Genomic DNA, 15891 nt, shown 5'->3' with positions numbered 1-15891 from the left:
GGAAAAAAATGTCAGAAAAACAAACCCTGGGCTTTCAGGCCGAAGTCAAACAGTTGCTGCAACTGATGATTCACTCCTTGTATTCCAACAAGGAAATCTTTTTACGCGAATTAATTTCGAATGCATCGGATGCATCCGACAAGCTGCGCTTTGAAGCGATCAATAATGCTGCGCTGTACGAAAACGACAGTGAACTGCAAATCCGGGTCAGCTTTGATAAAGCCGCACGCACCATCACGATTTCCGATAACGGTATCGGTATGAGTAAAGAAGATGCGATTGCGCATCTCGGTACCATCGCCAAATCCGGCACCAAGGAATTTTTTGGTAAGCTGTCTGGCGATCAGCAAAAAGACGCGGCCATGATAGGTCAGTTCGGTGTCGGCTTTTACTCCGGCTTTATCGTCGCCGACCGCATCACCGTCGAATCGCGCCGCGCTGGTCAGCCTGCGGCTGAAGGCGTACGCTGGGAATCCGAAGGAAGCGGTGACTTCAGCGTAGAAAGCATTGCGAAAGCGAATCGCGGTACCGACATCATCCTGCATCTGCGCGAAGGTGAAGATGACTTCCTGTCAGCCTGGAAACTGAAATCTGTAATCCGTACTTACTCCGACCATATCTCGCTGCCGATCAAAATGCAGAAAGAAGAATGGGACGAAGAGAAGAAAGAAAACGTACTGAAGGATGAACTGGAAACAGTCAATCAGGCCAGCGCATTGTGGGCACGCAGCAAATCAGACGTGACCCAGGAACAGTACGACGAATTCTACAAACACATTTCGCACGACTACAGCGCTCCGCTGAGCCACACCCATAACCGGGTTGAAGGCCGCAGCGAATATACCCAGTTGCTGTACATTCCGGCACGTGCACCGTTTGATCTGTGGGACAGAAATAAACGTGGCGGCATCAAGCTGTATGTAAAACGCGTGTTCATCATGGACGATGCAGAACAACTGATGCCGGTCTACCTGCGCTTCGTCAAAGGTGTGATCGACTCCAACGATCTGCCGTTGAATGTGTCGCGTGAAATCCTGCAGGAAAGCCGTGATATCAAAGCGATTCGTGAAGGCTCGACCAAGCGCGTACTCGGTATGCTGGAAGACCTGGCGCATGCAGAAGGCGAAGAAGCAGCGGCCAAGCATGAAAAATACGCGACCTTCTGGACAGAGTTCGGTCAGGTGCTGAAAGAAGGCATAGGTGAAGATCATGCCAATAAAGACCGCATCGCCAAATTGCTGCGCTTTGCCTCTACCCACAACGACAGCGATGCCCAGAACGTATCGCTGGCCGACTACCTGGCACGCGCCAAAGAAGGTCAGGACAAGATTTACTATGTGACCGCTGACAGTTATGCCACCGCGAAAAACAGTCCGCATCTGGAAATTTTCCGCAAAAAAGGTGTGGAAGTCTTGTTGCTGACTGACCGCGTCGATGAGTGGATGCTGTCCTTCCTGTCTGAATTCGAAGGCAAGGAACTCGCTTCAGTCGCCAAAGGTGGCCTGGATCTGGGCAAACTGGAAGACGAAGCTGAGAAAAAACAGCATGAAGAGACCGAGACCCAGTTCAAAGAACTGGTCGAGAAAATGAAAGCTGCACTGGCCGATAAAGCCAAAGACGTGCGTGTGACCTTCCGTCTGACTGACTCCCCAGCTTGTCTGGTCGCGGATGAGCACGACTTATCAGGCAATCTGGCCCGTATGCTGAAGGCCGCTGGTCAGGCTGCGCCAGAATCCAAACCTATTTTGGAAATTAACCCTGACCATCCGCTGGTACAGAAGCTGAAATACGAAGAAGCGAAATTCGCTGACTGGTCGCACATCCTGTTCGACCAGGCTTTGCTGGCGGAAGGCGGTAACCTGTCTGACCCTAGCGGCTTCGTGAAACGCCTCAATGAAATGCTGTTAAATGCATAAAGCAAGCGACTGAAGCCCAATAAAGCTTCGGTCGTGCGCTCTGGCCCGTCCTATCAGGACGGGCTTTTTTTATTTTACAACGACAAGTGAACAAAGAATGACAGCTGGCTACGTCGCTCTTTCAATCGCGGCACCAGCAATTCACTGCCACACCATCCTTGCGCGTGAGCACTCGCGCCACTATGATGAAGTTAGCCCTCAACCCACTGCCCAACTGTCATGCTCTTGCTTCAGCCTACGACAGCAACATATGCTGAGCGCGCGCGCACAACGCCAGCAACTGTCAGCTTGCCTGCAAGCGGGGCAAAGTCAGCCGATTCTCCGGCACCCCAGACAGACAAAGCAAGTGAGCTCAAGGATCAGCCAGCTAAATCATCAACAGCCAGCAGCCAGCTTGCACTCAGTGAGGAAGCGAAATCCTTAATCAACCAGCTCAAGGCGACTGACAGCGAAGTCCGGGCACATGAATTTGCTCATCTGGCTGCCAGCGGTGGACTGGCGACGGGTGGCCCTAGCTTTGTGTATCAAAAGGGACCGGATGGGCAGCGTTATGCGGTTGGTGGCGAGGTGAATATTGATACATCTGCGGGATCTACGCCTCAGGAAACCATACAACGCGCCAGAACCATACAGGCTGCTGCATTAGCACCGGCCGAGCCTTCGGGACAGGATTTTGCAGTGGCTGCAAAGGCGCGCAATATGGAGCAACAGGCGATGGCTGCGCTACAACTACAACGTTCAGCGGAGATGCAGCAGGCTTACAGGACACAGGCACAATCCAGTGAGCAGGCTAAGAACAGTGTTGATATTCAGGTTTAAATTCAGGTTTAAATTCAGGTTTAAATTCAGGTTTAATGTCTGCACCCGCTCAGGCTGGACTCACCAGCTTAAATCGCTGGCGACATCCTTCCAGTGCAGTTCACGAATCAGCTCAGTCAGCTCAAAACCATGCAGAATAGGATTCTGTTGCTGAAACCAGACCAGCGTTGCCGCAGACATCAGACAATCCGGATGGTGCACAGGTTCTGCAAAACGCAAATTGACGGCACAGGCGTACTCTGGCAACGCTGGGTAGTGTGCATTGTCTTGTATATCGCAAAACAGCAAATAAGGTTTGCCTTGCCAGGCGCGCTGACGGATATCATGCACAAAATCCGCCACAATATCCTGATTGATTTTCGGGTCTGCCACACCCTCAATAAATCCGGAATAAATATTTTTTACATAAATGTTGTCAACACTCTGAAACTCTGTACCACACCGAAACAAGATTGTTTTCATCACTGCACCAGGTAGCTTGACTAGAGATACAGGCATTATTGCTGCATTAACAGTTTTTGTAAAAAAAAGACCTGAGCCCAACTATGCGGGTATCAGGTCTTTTTTATTTCACATGGGAAACTGTTTATCTGATTTTAGGGATAAACCCATGGGATCAGGCCAAGTTTAGCGTCGTAGACACCATAATTCAGCGCACGACCATCCGTTTATTTACTTGGAAAAATATGTTCGCGCTGTTGTTTTTTAAACCAGTCTGTGAGCATTTTTTCCTCATATTGCAGGCTGGTATGACCTGATGGGATCATGCTACTCATGAGAAAATTCATATCTTTAATGTCTTCTGTCGCCTCCGCCAGCACCTTGCCGCTGCTATCGGTCATTTTGTGGTGCAGGCTTATACGTGGCCAATACAAGTCTTTGACAATGCGGATATCATTGATTCTCGCACCCTGTGACGGACGCACATCACCCGCGAGATCCAGATCCGTCACAGTGACCTCCCACTGCACGCCATCTGGCAATTTTTTTGCCAAGTCCTGAAAAACTGCATCGAGTTCCTTCGTCACACGTTGCTGGAAAGCTTCACGTGTTTCGCTGGTCGGGCGGATATCTGTGTATTTATCAGGGTCTTGCCAGGTGACCTTGACCTCGCCAGCATGGGCTAAGGAAGTCATTGAAACTAAAGCCGATGCAAATAAGATCGCTAATGGGTACTTTTTCATTTTTACTCTCCAAAAATTAGTCTGTGATCAAAGTGACAGTAGACTTGGAGCACTGAATTGATCGCAGCTACATCATTCCAGTCTATCGTGAGGTTCTCTACGAATTGCGGTAAACAGTGAAAAGACAAAAAACAGCCGCTCGCTGTTTTTTGTCAGAACCTCAGTCAAAACATCAAACTACCAGAGCCGTATTCAGTGGGTGACGCGGGTGGTGCGTCCATTGGATAACAAACGCACGCGTTCACCGGCACGGAAAAACTCGTCGGCTTCCTGTACGATCGCTTTCATTTCTCCACTGTCCAGGCGTACCGTAATTTCCAGGCCGCGTTTCTGGTTCATATTTCCTTCAACCTTCTGACCGATCAGCCCGCCAGCAATTGCACCAACGATACCTGCAGCAACTGCGCCGTTTCCACCACCTATACTGGAACCCGCAGCAATGCCGCCTAAAGCAGCGCCAGCGGCGGTACCAACACCGCTCTGGCCTTTTTCTATCATCACTTCACGCACAGACTCAACCACGCCCATGCGCACGCTTTGCTCATTCTGAGTCTGGCTCGCACGGTAGACACTGCCGGAATTAGATGGGCTTGCACAGGCACTCAATAAAGCAACCGAAGTAATCAAACTCAGGGCAACAAATTTTTTCATCATGCACTCCTTTTATCCGTTTCATTAACATCACGCTGTTCACTCTGTTACAACGTAGAGTATCGCGCTCACGTTGACAGCATAGTTGACTCCCGCAGCATACATCTAATGAATTCGCCATAGTCTTAAATTTTCAGACCTGGCGTACCATCGCACTTTACTGCACTGTTTTGTCTATAAAATACCCAGCGGCAAGCTTTCGCCCTACCCTTGATTTTCTCCGTAATCGCAAACACAGAAATGACATCCGTCCAATCCGAGCTGCAAGGCTTTCCACCCCTGATTAATGCGCAAACGCATACCATGATACTGGGCAGCTTTCCCGGTATCGCCTCACTGCAGGCGGGGCAATATTATGCCCATCCACAAAATCAATTCTGGCGTCTGCTGTCAGCGATGCTCAATGAAGATCTGCGCGCACTGCCCTACCAACAAAGGACAGATGCCTTACTGGCACATGGCATAGGACTGTGGGATATCTACGCATCCTGCTACCGCGAAGGCAGCCTTGACAGTGCGATACGTATGGGTCAGCTGAATGATTTTTCTGCGTTACAGGATCAATTCCCAAGTCTGCAAAGGATAGGGTTCAACGGGAAAGTTGCGGCAAAAATTCAAACTCATTTCCAGCAACAAGGTTTTCAGACCCTGATCCTGCCCTCCTCCTCGCCAGCTAACGCAAGCTGGAGTTTCGAAAAGAAATTGTCGGTATGGCAGCAATTATTACGTTTTGATGCACAATTTTCCTGACTTATCGCCTGCTTCTGGCACAATGTATAACAAGAATTCCCTGCAACAACATGCAGCGTGAACATAGCAACACAGGAACACGTCTAATTACCCTTATGTTAATTAAAAGAAAATCAATCGAAGCAGAAGCCAATCTGCGTTCAGGTCCCAAAGCAGCGATAAAAAAAGCGCCCCGCAAACCGAAATATGCGCCGGTCACCTTATCGGAACTGGATGGCGTGCGCTTTCTGCACTTTGGTACCGAATGGGTGCAGGGTGCAATGCGTATACGTAAGCCAGATGCGATAGAGCTTGAATATGCGCAACAAATGATGACGTGGATGTTATTCAACAAAGCGCCTGTCCATGTGGTCCAGCTCGGGCTGGGTACCGGCGCACTGACTAAATTCTGTTATCGCCAGTTTCCTGAACTGCAGGTGACCGCTGTAGAACTCAATCCAGCCGTAATCAGTATTTGTGAGAGCATGTTCAAGCTGCCGGCCAATGATGACCGTCTGCAGGTATTGGAAATGGATGCACTGGATTTTGTGAATGACAGCAATAACCACGCTTGCTTCGATGCCTTACAGGTAGATCTGTATGACGCCACAGCGAAGGGACCTGTACTTGATACAGCTGAGTTTTACCAGGCTTGCGCCGCCTGCCTGAAAGACGACGGCATTCTGACGGTGAATTTATTTGGTGAGCATCCTAGTTACAAGCGGAATTTAAAAGCGCTGCGCTTCGCCTTCGATTGCGTCATGTGTCTGCCTGAAGTACATGATGGGAACGTGGTCGCTATCGCATTCAAACAAAAGCCGGAGCTGGACTTCACAGCACTGTATGAGCGTGCCAATGAGATCAAAGCACAGACTAAATTACCAGCGAAATCCTGGGTAAATGGTTTGAAAGCTGCGGCTGATCCGGGTTAAGACCGGCTAAACACTGAAACCATAAACAGTCATGAAAACGAATCCGGAACGGCAGCTGAATTTGCAGCAGATTTTCACCTGGTTGATGGCAGATGGCCTGATACAGAAAGAAGATGCCAAGCAAAAATTCAATGAGGCGCAAGGCATACTGAAAAATGCGCCATCGGCCATGCATGCGTTGACCGCTGCTGCCCAATGCAAAATTGTGTCTGCAAAAGCGCCCCACGCCTTGCTGACGCTGGACTGGCTGACAGAATGGACGGCACGTAAAGTCCATCTGCCGTTTTACCGGATCGATCCGCTGAAGATAGATTTCACGTCGGTCTCAGAAGTGATGTCTGCCACCTATGCAACCCGTTTCAATATTTTACCGGTGGAGTTATCCGGCAATACCGTGGTGGTCGCCACCACAGATCCTTACAACCGTGAATGGCAGGATGAAATCGCCAGGATATCGCGCAAAGACATCCGTCTGGTGTTTGCCAATCCGCTCGATATTTCACAATACATAGGCCAGTTTTTTTCACTTGCCAAGTCGATTAAAGACGCACGCAAATCGAATGGCAATGATCTGGGCTTACGCCAGAATCTGGAACAACTGGTCGAGCTGGGCAAATCCAATAAGCAAGTGGATGCGAATGACCAGCACATCATCAATATCGTGGACTGGTTGTGGCAATTTGCGTTTGATCAGCGCGCGTCTGATATCCATCTGGAGCCCAAGCGGGAATTGGCGGTCATCCGCTTCCGCATAGATGGTGTACTGCACCAGGTATATCAGGTGCCGGCAACGGTCATGATCGCGATGATTGCGCGTATCAAATTATTGGGCCGTATCGATGTAATTGAAAAACGCCGCCCACAGGATGGCCGCATCAAAACCCGCACCGCCGCAGGGCAGGAAGTCGAATTGCGTTTATCGACTTTACCTACTGTGTTCGGCGAAAAAATGGTGATGCGTATTTTTGATCCGGAAGTCGTAGTCAAAACCTTGCCGGAACTGGGCTTTCCGCCGGAAGATGCAAAACGCTGGGATCATCTGACGGCGAAACCGCACGGCATTATTCTGGTTACAGGACCGACCGGATCGGGTAAAACCACTACGCTGTACACCACGCTGAAGGCGCTGGCGACGCCGGACGTCAATGTCTGCACAGTCGAAGACCCGATAGAAATGGTGGAAGGCAGTTTCAATCAGATGCAGGTACAGTCTGCGCTTGATCTCGATTTCTCCGATGGCATACGGGCGCTGATGCGTCAGGACCCGGATATCATCATGGTCGGTGAGATCCGCGATCTGAAAACAGCGGAAATGGCAGTCCAGGCTGCGCTGACCGGTCATTTGGTCCTGTCTACGCTGCATACCAATGATGCGCCCTCCGCCATCATGCGTCTGCTGGAGCTGGGTGTCCCCTACTATCTGCTGGAAGCGACCATCATAGGCATATTGGCGCAACGGCTGGTGCGCACCCTGTGTGTGCACTGCAAAGCGCCGGACGGCAGTATCACCGATCCGGTCTGGGCTTCACTGACCGAAGAATGGGCGCTGCAAAAACCTGCAACCATTTATCGCCCGGTTGGCTGCCCGGAATGTCGCCAGACTGGCTATTTAGGACGAACTGGTTTATACGAACTATTGACAGTCACGTTGCCTTTCAGCAAACTGATTACCGAAAATGCGGATATTCATGCCCTGCGTCAACAAAGCATACGGGATGGTATGAAGCCCTTACGCATAGCCGGCGCTGAAAAAATTATAGAAGGACTCACAACTGCGGAGGAAGTCCTGAAAGTGACTTCATCACTCGTCTAAACGCTGCCATCTGAACAGATTGCTATGCCCAAGTCATTCTCCCAGACTATACTATTGCCGCTATTGCTAGCAACGACGGTGTATTTTGTCGCAGGCAGACTGGGTATGTTGCTGGCAATCCCGCCTGGCTATTCAACCGCGCTGTTTCCTGCCGCAGGGATTGCATTTGGACTGGTGCTATCGTTTGGCGAGCGCATGTTACCGGCTATTTTTGCCGGACAAGTCCTGTTTCATCTGTCACTGAGTTTCGGCCAGAGCACGGGACTGAGCATAGACTCCGTCTCGTTGGCGCTGATACTGGCGGGTATCGCTGTATTTCAGGCAGCTGCCGCGCAGCGCCTGATACTCCATGCGCTCAAGGAGCGTCTGGTATTGGATAGCAACCGCGATATTTTTTACTTCTTCCTCTGTACCGTCGTCGTTTCACTCATCAGCAGTGCAATGGGTGTCACAGCACTGCGCCTGATGGGACGTCTGAGCAGTGCGGAAGCCGATAGCAGTTGGCTGGTGTGGTGGGTCGGTGATGTGCTGGGTGTGATTACCACTACCCCACTGGTGCTGGTGCTGTTTGCGCGCCCTGCCGCCCTGTGGCGCTCACGGCGTTTCAATGTGCTGGTTCCACTCAGTCTGTGTTTGTTGGTGGTACTGGTAGCCTTTCTGTTTATCCGTGAACGTGAAACCCAAAAGCAGCAACTTGAGTTCCGTCTGGAAGCCCAGCGTATGAGCCAGAATATACAAAACAGGCTCAACAGCAATGCGGACGTCATGGACAATATAGAGCGCTTGTTTTCGAGCTCCAGACATGTGGAGCGCGAGGAATTTGCGACATTTGTACAACATGCACTCAGAGGAAATCCAGCCATAGGTCTGCTGACCTGGGTACCACTGGTCAGGCATGCACAAAAATCAGAGTTTGAGCGCAGCGTCGCGTCGGAAGGTTATCCCACATTTCGAATGACTGAAAAAGATGACAACGAGCGTTACCGCCCGGTCAGAGACAGGGATGAGTATTTCCCCATGCGCTATCTGCAACCCTACAACAGCCCGCCTGATCTGGCCGGATTTGACCTCGGGTCCGTGACGCGGCACCGCAACGCAATTGAAGACGCACGCGACACCAATCAAATCACAGCGACCGACCCCATGCTGGATGAGCGTGGTCAGAAAGTGGTCATGCTGTATGTGCCTGTCTATTTGCGTGGACATGCCATCTCTACGCCAACAGAACGGCGGGAAGCCTTTGACGGCGTCGCGGCCGGCATGTTCCGGGTAGCCGACATGATTCAGGAAACGCTGAGCCCTCAGGAAAAAAACGATATGCTGATCAAATTCTATGATCTGTCTTATCCGGTATCGAATGGGGTATTTATCGACACCATAGGCGCGTCTGACCCAGCCTTTCAATTTCAGTCCACCATCCATTTCGGCGGCAAACAATATGCCTTTCTGGTTCAGGCTTCACCTCTGTACTGGAAGACGCACATCTCCTGGGTGACCTGGAGTGCGATGGTAGGCGGGCTCTTGTTCACCGGCTTATTTGGTGCTTATCTGCTCATGACCAGCGCCCACACCTATAACGTGGAAACCCTGGTGAAACAAAGAACAGCGGAGTTGCATGAAAGCGAAGAACGCCTGAGTTCGATACTGGATCATGCAGCCGAGGGCATATTGACGTGTAATACGGCCGGGCTGATACAGTCTGCCAACCCCTCTGCCGAAGCCTTGTTTCATTTTCCGCCCGGTAGTCTGAAGGGACGTCAGTTATTCAGTCTGTTTCCGGAAGAATGCGCGCAAAAGACACTGCATCAACATATCGATGCGATCACAAGCATGGAAAACACATCGACTATGCCCAAAGCGAACCGGGTGGAAATCCGCGCCAGACAACGTTCTGGCGACGATATTCCGCTGGAGCTGGCGATGACGCGGGTCAGCTTGGGCACCCAGACTTTGCTGGTCATCATCCTGCATGACCTGAGCGAAATCAAGCGGGCGGATAAATTAAAAAGTGAGTTCGTATCGGCGGTGTCGCATGAATTGCGTACCCCGTTAACCTCAATCCGTGGCGCACTGGGTTTGCTCAAAGGTGTGGTAGCGCCAAACATCCCTGAGCAGGCACAAAAATTATTGGATATGGCCAATGACAACGCGGTCAGGCTGACCTCGCTGATCAACGATATTCTGGATTTTGAAAAACTGGAATATGGTGGCATGCAGTTTCATCCCGAAGACCACGTATTGCAGCATCTGGTCAATCAGTCTATCGAAGCCAACCAAGGCTATGCCGAGAATTTCCATGTCAACCTGGAACTGGCAAAACAACAAATACCGGACTTATGGGTGCATGTGGATGCCCAGCGCTTTGTACAGGTGCTGTCCAACTTGCTGTCGAATGCGATTAAATTTTCCGGCAAAAAAGCCCAGGTCGATGTGCGTCTGTCAGTCCGTGGCGACTGGATTAAGGTGGAAGTGCAAGACTATGGCATCGGTATTTCTGACGATTTCAAATCCAGTATTTTCCAGAAATTCACCCAGGCAGAGGCCAACTCAGCCCGCAAATATGCAGGCACCGGTCTGGGTCTGAGTCTGAGTAAAACCATGATAGAAAAAATGGGCGGAAAAATTGGCTTTAAGAGCGAAGAAGGTCATGGCTCCTTGTTTTACCTATTACTGCCGCTGATACCACCGCCTGATCAGCGCAATCCAAAAATATGAATGCTGCAGAACGAGTAAAGCAGCTTCATGCCAGCTCAGCCCGTGCCGCTGCCACACCGGCCTGCACATCCGGATAGCGCAGGTGCATCCCCAGTTCGCACCGGATACGCAGATTCTTAAGTCGCCGCGATTCCGACATAAAACTCAGTTGCACCGGCGAGACCTGCTGCATCAGTTCAGCACGCGTCAATCGTGGTGCTTTTGGTAAGCTGAACTGATCAGCCACTAAATCAAAGTAGTCCGCCATTTTCAGATCGCTGTCATCCACCGCATGGTAGACACGGGAGGGTTTGGCACGGAACAATGCCAGGCGTATCAAACTGGCCAGATCATCGGCATGAATATGATTGGTGTACACATCTTCCGTCTCAGTCAGAGCTGGCGAGCCCTTGCGCAAACGTTCCAGCGGCAGCCGGTCTGCCGCATATATGCCAGGCACACGCAGAATGGAGAGCCGGGACTGTGAAGCACGCGCCCAATCCCTGAGCAGGTTTTCAGCCGCAACCCGGCGTATCGCACGCGCATTCTGCGGCGCCACCGGACGGCATTCATCAAACTCAGCGCCGCCACAATCCCCATATACGCCGGTGGTGCTGACATAAACAAGGCGGCACTTGTCAGGTAAAATGGCGGCCAGATTCCGGGTGCGGCTATCCATTTCGCCCTCCGCTTTGGGTGGCGCCAGGTGCACCAGCCACTGTGCCAGCCCTTTAAGACGGTGCAAACTGGCGGGCTGATCCAGATTACCAATCACAGGAATAGCACCGGCAGCACGCAATTCAGCTGCCCGCGCTGGCTGGCTGGTCAGGGCAAATACACGGAAACGTTCGCGCAGCAGCGGTAACAGCCGCATGCCGACATCGCCACACCCGATAATGAGCAAGCGTGGCTTGCCGATTTTTTTAAACTGTTTTTTCATGCACAGGATTGTATGACTTTTCAAGTAACCGTGACCCCGAGTGGTCGTCAATTTAGCTGCGAAGCAGATGAAACCGTACTCAATGCAGCACTGCGTGCTGGCCTCATCCTGCCTTATGGTTGTAAAAATGGTGCCTGTGGCTCCTGTAAAGGTAAGGTCAGCAGCGGCAGCGTTGTTCATGGCAACCACCAGCAACGCGCGCTGCCTGATACCGAAGAAGCGGCTGGCATGGCGCTGTTCTGCTGCGCCAAACCGCAAAGCGATCTGACCATAGAAGCGCGTGAAATTGTGAGCGATGGCGACTATCCGGTCAAGAAACTGCCGACCCGCGTCGCCCGTCTGGAAAAACTGTCGCACGATGTGATGCTGGTTGCGCTGCAATTGCCTGCCAATGAAAAACTCAATTATCGCGCTGGTCAATATATTGAATTCCTGCTGCGTGACGGCAAACGCCGCAGCTATAGTATGGCCAATGCGCCGCATGATGCAGAACAGATCACGCTGCATATCCGTCACATGCCGGGTGGTGTGTTCACCGACCAGGTATTCAGCAGCATGAAAGAGCGCGACATCCTGCGCTTTGAAGGCCCGCAAGGCAGCTTCTTCCTGCGAGAAGACAGTGACAAGCCAATTATCCTGCTGGCTTCCGGCACTGGCTTCGCACCGATCAAAGCCTTGATGGAACAACTGATCCACACCGGTTCGACCCGCCCGGTCAGCCTGTACTGGGGCGGCCGCCGTCCGGCTGATTTATACATGGATGCGCTGTGCCAGGAATGGGCTGCCAGGCTGCCGCATTTCCGCTACATCCCTGTAATTTCAGATGCGCAGGCAGAAGACAACTGGAGCGGCCGCAGCGGCTTTGTACATCAGGCGGTGATCGCCGATGTGGCGGATATGTCGGGCTATCAGGTCTATGCCTGCGGTGCGCCAGTGGTAGTGGAATCTGCAAAACGTGATTTCAGTGCGCAATGCCAGTTGCCCGCCGATGAGTTCTATGCCGACTCGTTTACCTCCGAAGCCGATCTGGCCGGCTGAGTGCAGGAAACAGGTAAGCAGAAAAAATTCTGAAACGGGTGGAAATTTATTTTGACGCAGTGCGCAAAAAGTCCTACTATCCGTTTTATGAAAATTTCTGCTGACATGTCCTCACCAAATATCGTGCGACGTCGCCGCTCGCTCTGCGAGCCTGGGCGGATGTGTTAGTGTACCTGCGCGTCAAATGAGCGTGCAGCACCAGACCAAAGCCACAGGCCGCCCCTGTGGCTTTTTGTTTTTCTGTTCATATTTAATTTTTTATCCACCCTTGCTTGATCACAGGAGTCCAGAATGGAATTCAGTCAGTACAACGTAAATTCTCTGATGTACATCACGCCGCGCCCGGAAATCGTTTTTACTGAAGGCAGCGGCATGTGGCTGACCGATCATACCGGCAAACGCTATCTGGACTATTTGCAAGGTTGGGCGGTGAACTGTCTGGGCCACAGCCCGGCTGTGATACACGAAGCCCTGGTCAGCCAGTCTAAAAAACTGCTGAATCCTTCACCAGCTTTCTACAATGCGCCTATGGTAGAACTGGCGACCATGCTGACCCAGCAATCCTGCTTCGACCGCGTATTCTTCACCAACAGCGGTGCCGAAGCCAATGAAGGCGCAATCAAACTGGCGCGTAAATGGGGTCAGCTGAATAAAAACGGCGCATTTGAAATCATCACTTTTGATCATGGTTTCCACGGCCGCACCCTGGCAACCATGTCAGCTTCCGGCAAACCGGGCTGGGATACTTTGTTCGCACCGCAAGTGTCTGGCTTCCCGAAAGCCGATCTGAATGACATCGCTTCAGTCGAAAAACTGATCAGCGATAAAACCGTCGCCGTCATGCTGGAACCAGTACAAGGCGAAGGCGGTGTGATACCGGCCAGCCGCGAATTCATGCAGCAACTGCGCGCCTTAACCCAGAAGCACGGCATCCTGCTGATCGTGGATGAAGTACAGACTGGCATGGGCCGCACCGGCGAATTGTTTGGCTATCAGTTGTCCGGTATCGAACCAGACATCATGACCCTGGCGAAAGGCATAGGCGGCGGCGTTCCACTCGGCGCACTGCTGTGCCGCGAAGCAGTCGCCTGCTTCGTACCAGGTGATCAGGGCGGCACCTACAATGGCGCGCCACTGATGACAGCGGTTGGTATCGCCGTGCTCAAAGAACTGACCAAACCGGGTTTCCTGGATGAAGTCAAACAAAAAGCCGCTTACCTGAGCGCGGAACTGATCAAACTGTCGGAAGAATTTGGCCTGCAAGGCGAACGCGGCGAAGGCTTGCTGCGCGCGCTGAAACTGGGTGACAACATCGGCGCAGAAATCGTGGAAAAAGCCCGCAATCTGGAACCGGTCGGCCTGCTGCTGAACTCCCCACGCCCTGACCTGCTGCGCTTCATGCCAGCCCTGAACGTAACCCGCGAAGAACTGGACCTGATGCTGAGCAGCCTCAAAGCCATCCTGCGCGACATCAAAGGCTGATCACACGGATAGTTTCAGAACAGGCAGCGTCACCGTAACGACGCCTGCCCTATGCGCCAAACAAACTAGCCATGCACACGCATGGCTAGTTTGCTTTTCAGACCTGACGAACACCGCAATACCCTGCCCGATTGCCCGTATCCATCGCCTGCGCCAGCATCAAGTCTATGCAAATATCGTCACTTCCTATTTTCAGAGAGCCTTACTTTCTGCAGACAATTTCCAGATGACTATGCCGAATGCCGCATTTATGATGTTTTTGGGTGATTTTTGTGCTCTGGTTTCTGTTTGCGTAGCTTGATTGAAGTTGGCGGTACCAAGGCGGTAACACGGTAAGGGGCTTAGACGAAATCCATGACGCCCTACAATTCATTCCGTCTTTTGGTCTTATCCGCCGCATCGGCAATTTTCCAGGCCGTGCTCGGCAAGCCTAAGCGATGACAAACGACACTGTAACCTGACATGATATCCGCTGATGGCCGGATATAGCCTACGACCTTGAATTTAACACCCTTAACCGTAAGCTCAGCGACATAACGATCATTCCCTTTGAAACCGTTCAGTGGCACATAGTAATCCAGCGGCCAGCTATCTTGAGTCAGTGGTTCTTCTGATCTAATGATGCCATTCTTTGGCTGTTCGACGTATTTCAAAGAATAGTCGTCAGGTTTCAACTCCTTTAAAAAAGCCTTCTGATAAGACGCTACATAATCGTCAATAGCGCTCAGCGGATTCAGCGTATTTGGATGCCAGTCTCTCATCTCGGGGTCATACAATTCGCAACTGCCTATAGTTCGCGCATTTACCTTTGCCGGCTCGATGTAAGGGCGCTGCTTCGCAGCTTCAGCCGAACCAGAAAACATGAAAGCCAGTGCTGCTGCGGATAATGTTTTGAGCATGTCATCCTCTTTTAAACTGGTTACAAGTTCTGAATTGCTTGCTTGAGAGTTATTTGAAACCGAGGTCGCGGATTCAATATGTTGCGATGTTTTGATGGCGACACGGTAAGGCGGAATCCCTTGGCCTATACGGCACAAAAGATGATTCCCTTTGTACCCGACTAATTCATTCCACCTTAAAGCTTTGTCGCTGAACCAGCCGTGGCCTTGCTGCGTTGGTGTCCAGCATGATTTGAGCGGTGGTAGCTGTGCCTGTGTTTTCGCTGACAGAATTGTCAATAAGATGTTTGAATTGAACTGGCAAGAACCGTGAAAAATAAGGGTTCGAAGTTGATAATGAACTAAACGTCATGCTTTCGCATTTTTGTGGATTTTCACCGATCCTCTCCATGACTGCCAAGTTAAATTTCACTTTGATTGTTACCGGTTTTCCAGATCTCGCGAAGGTATCGAAGCCAATTGTAAAACTGTCTTGACCCACATATTCGGCGTCGGCTTTGTATGAAACCAGAAAATGTGTTTTATCACTATCCGTTTGGTAAACCACACCATGTTTTGGTAGGTTAACTATATATAATTTTGAATTGTCCCTCAAACTCTGAAGAACATCATAACCACCTAATTTCTCACTCCACTTATATCCGAGCGCTGTAAGTGCCGCCCCTCCAACAACAAAGTTATTTACCGCAGAGCCCACATGACGCTCCTGATTGCCCACATCCCGACAAGTCTCCATCAGATTGGGATCCCGCACTTTAGCTGTAGATGAATGCACACTATTTCCTAGTGCCAAT

Annotated in this window: 14 protein-coding genes; 8 read left to right on the top strand and 6 right to left on the bottom strand. The window is 51.2% G+C overall.

Features of this window, described 5'->3' with window-relative positions; all coding sequences use genetic code 11:
- The first annotated feature begins 8 nt into the window (after window positions 1–8).
- Together htpG and EYB48_RS16980 are read left to right on the top strand one after the other, a co-directional pair.
- A complete protein-coding gene (htpG, locus tag EYB48_RS16985) occupies window positions 9–1916 on the top strand; it encodes a molecular chaperone HtpG (protein WP_162021570.1) in 1908 nt (635 codons plus the stop codon).
- A 288-nt stretch (window positions 1917–2204) separates the two neighbouring features.
- Complete coding sequence (locus tag EYB48_RS16980) at window positions 2205–2735, top strand: putative metalloprotease CJM1_0395 family protein (RefSeq protein ID WP_235935232.1); 531 nt, start codon at window positions 2205–2207, stop codon at window positions 2733–2735.
- A 60-nt stretch (window positions 2736–2795) separates the two neighbouring features.
- Here the strand turns inward: EYB48_RS16980 and EYB48_RS16975 are convergent, their stop codons facing one another.
- From EYB48_RS16975 to EYB48_RS16965, 3 genes are all read right to left on the bottom strand, one after another.
- Complete coding sequence (locus tag EYB48_RS16975) at window positions 2796–3107, bottom strand: hypothetical protein (protein ID WP_162021568.1); 312 nt, start codon at window positions 3105–3107, stop codon at window positions 2796–2798.
- A gap of 296 nt (window positions 3108–3403) precedes the next feature.
- On the bottom strand, window positions 3404–3919 hold the full coding sequence (locus tag EYB48_RS16970; RefSeq protein ID WP_162021567.1) for a DUF3016 domain-containing protein: 516 nt from the start codon (window positions 3917–3919) through the stop codon (window positions 3404–3406).
- A gap of 192 nt (window positions 3920–4111) precedes the next feature.
- On the bottom strand, window positions 4112–4570 hold the full coding sequence (locus EYB48_RS16965; RefSeq protein WP_162021603.1) for an outer membrane lipoprotein: 459 nt from the start codon (window positions 4568–4570) through the stop codon (window positions 4112–4114).
- 240 nt (window positions 4571–4810) lie between these two features.
- Between EYB48_RS16965 and EYB48_RS16960 the strand changes: the two genes are divergently transcribed.
- The 4 genes from EYB48_RS16960 (at window position 4811) to EYB48_RS16945 (ending at window position 10759) form a co-directional block, all read left to right on the top strand.
- Window positions 4811–5320 carry a DNA-deoxyinosine glycosylase gene (locus EYB48_RS16960; RefSeq protein WP_162021566.1) on the top strand — a complete coding sequence of 170 codons (510 nt, stop codon included), beginning with the start codon at window positions 4811–4813 and terminating at the stop codon, window positions 5318–5320.
- Between the two features lie 95 nt (window positions 5321–5415).
- Window positions 5416–6231: a spermine/spermidine synthase domain-containing protein gene (locus EYB48_RS16955; RefSeq protein WP_202927820.1), complete on the top strand. Its 816-nt coding sequence runs from the start codon at window positions 5416–5418 to the stop codon at window positions 6229–6231.
- Window positions 6232–6262: 31 nt separating this feature from the next.
- Window positions 6263–8044: a type IV pilus assembly ATPase TfpB gene (gene tfpB / locus EYB48_RS16950; protein ID WP_162021564.1), complete on the top strand. Its 1782-nt coding sequence runs from the start codon at window positions 6263–6265 to the stop codon at window positions 8042–8044.
- Window positions 8045–8068: 24 nt separating this feature from the next.
- Window positions 8069–10759 carry a CHASE domain-containing protein gene (locus tag EYB48_RS16945; protein WP_162021563.1) on the top strand — a complete coding sequence of 897 codons (2691 nt, stop codon included), beginning with the start codon at window positions 8069–8071 and terminating at the stop codon, window positions 10757–10759.
- Window positions 10760–10784: 25 nt separating this feature from the next.
- On the opposite strand, the gene EYB48_RS16940 is transcribed toward EYB48_RS16945, so the two are convergent.
- Window positions 10785–11678 carry an SDR family oxidoreductase gene (locus tag EYB48_RS16940; RefSeq protein WP_162021562.1) on the bottom strand — a complete coding sequence of 298 codons (894 nt, stop codon included), beginning with the start codon at window positions 11676–11678 and terminating at the stop codon, window positions 10785–10787.
- Window positions 11679–11690: 12 nt separating this feature from the next.
- Between EYB48_RS16940 and EYB48_RS16935 the strand changes: the two genes are divergently transcribed.
- Together EYB48_RS16935 and EYB48_RS16930 are read left to right on the top strand one after the other, a co-directional pair.
- Window positions 11691–12716: a CDP-6-deoxy-delta-3,4-glucoseen reductase gene (locus tag EYB48_RS16935; RefSeq protein WP_162021561.1), complete on the top strand. Its 1026-nt coding sequence runs from the start codon at window positions 11691–11693 to the stop codon at window positions 12714–12716.
- 291 nt (window positions 12717–13007) lie between these two features.
- A complete protein-coding gene (locus tag EYB48_RS16930; protein ID WP_162021560.1) occupies window positions 13008–14198 on the top strand; it encodes an acetylornithine transaminase in 1191 nt (396 codons plus the stop codon).
- 362 nt (window positions 14199–14560) lie between these two features.
- Here the strand turns inward: EYB48_RS16930 and EYB48_RS16925 are convergent, their stop codons facing one another.
- Window positions 14561–15235, bottom strand: coding sequence for a hypothetical protein (locus EYB48_RS16925; protein WP_162021559.1), 675 nt, complete (start codon window positions 15233–15235; stop codon window positions 14561–14563).
- 28 nt (window positions 15236–15263) lie between these two features.
- Window positions 15264–15872: a hypothetical protein gene (locus tag EYB48_RS16920; protein ID WP_162021558.1), complete on the bottom strand. Its 609-nt coding sequence runs from the start codon at window positions 15870–15872 to the stop codon at window positions 15264–15266.
- Window positions 15873–15891: the final 19 nt, after the last annotated feature.

The organism is Cognatundibacterium crateris (assembly GCF_010078235.1).
GTDB lineage: Bacteria > Pseudomonadota > Gammaproteobacteria > Burkholderiales > Burkholderiaceae_D > Undibacterium > Undibacterium crateris.
This window is presented reverse-complemented; position numbering and strand designations above follow the sequence as displayed.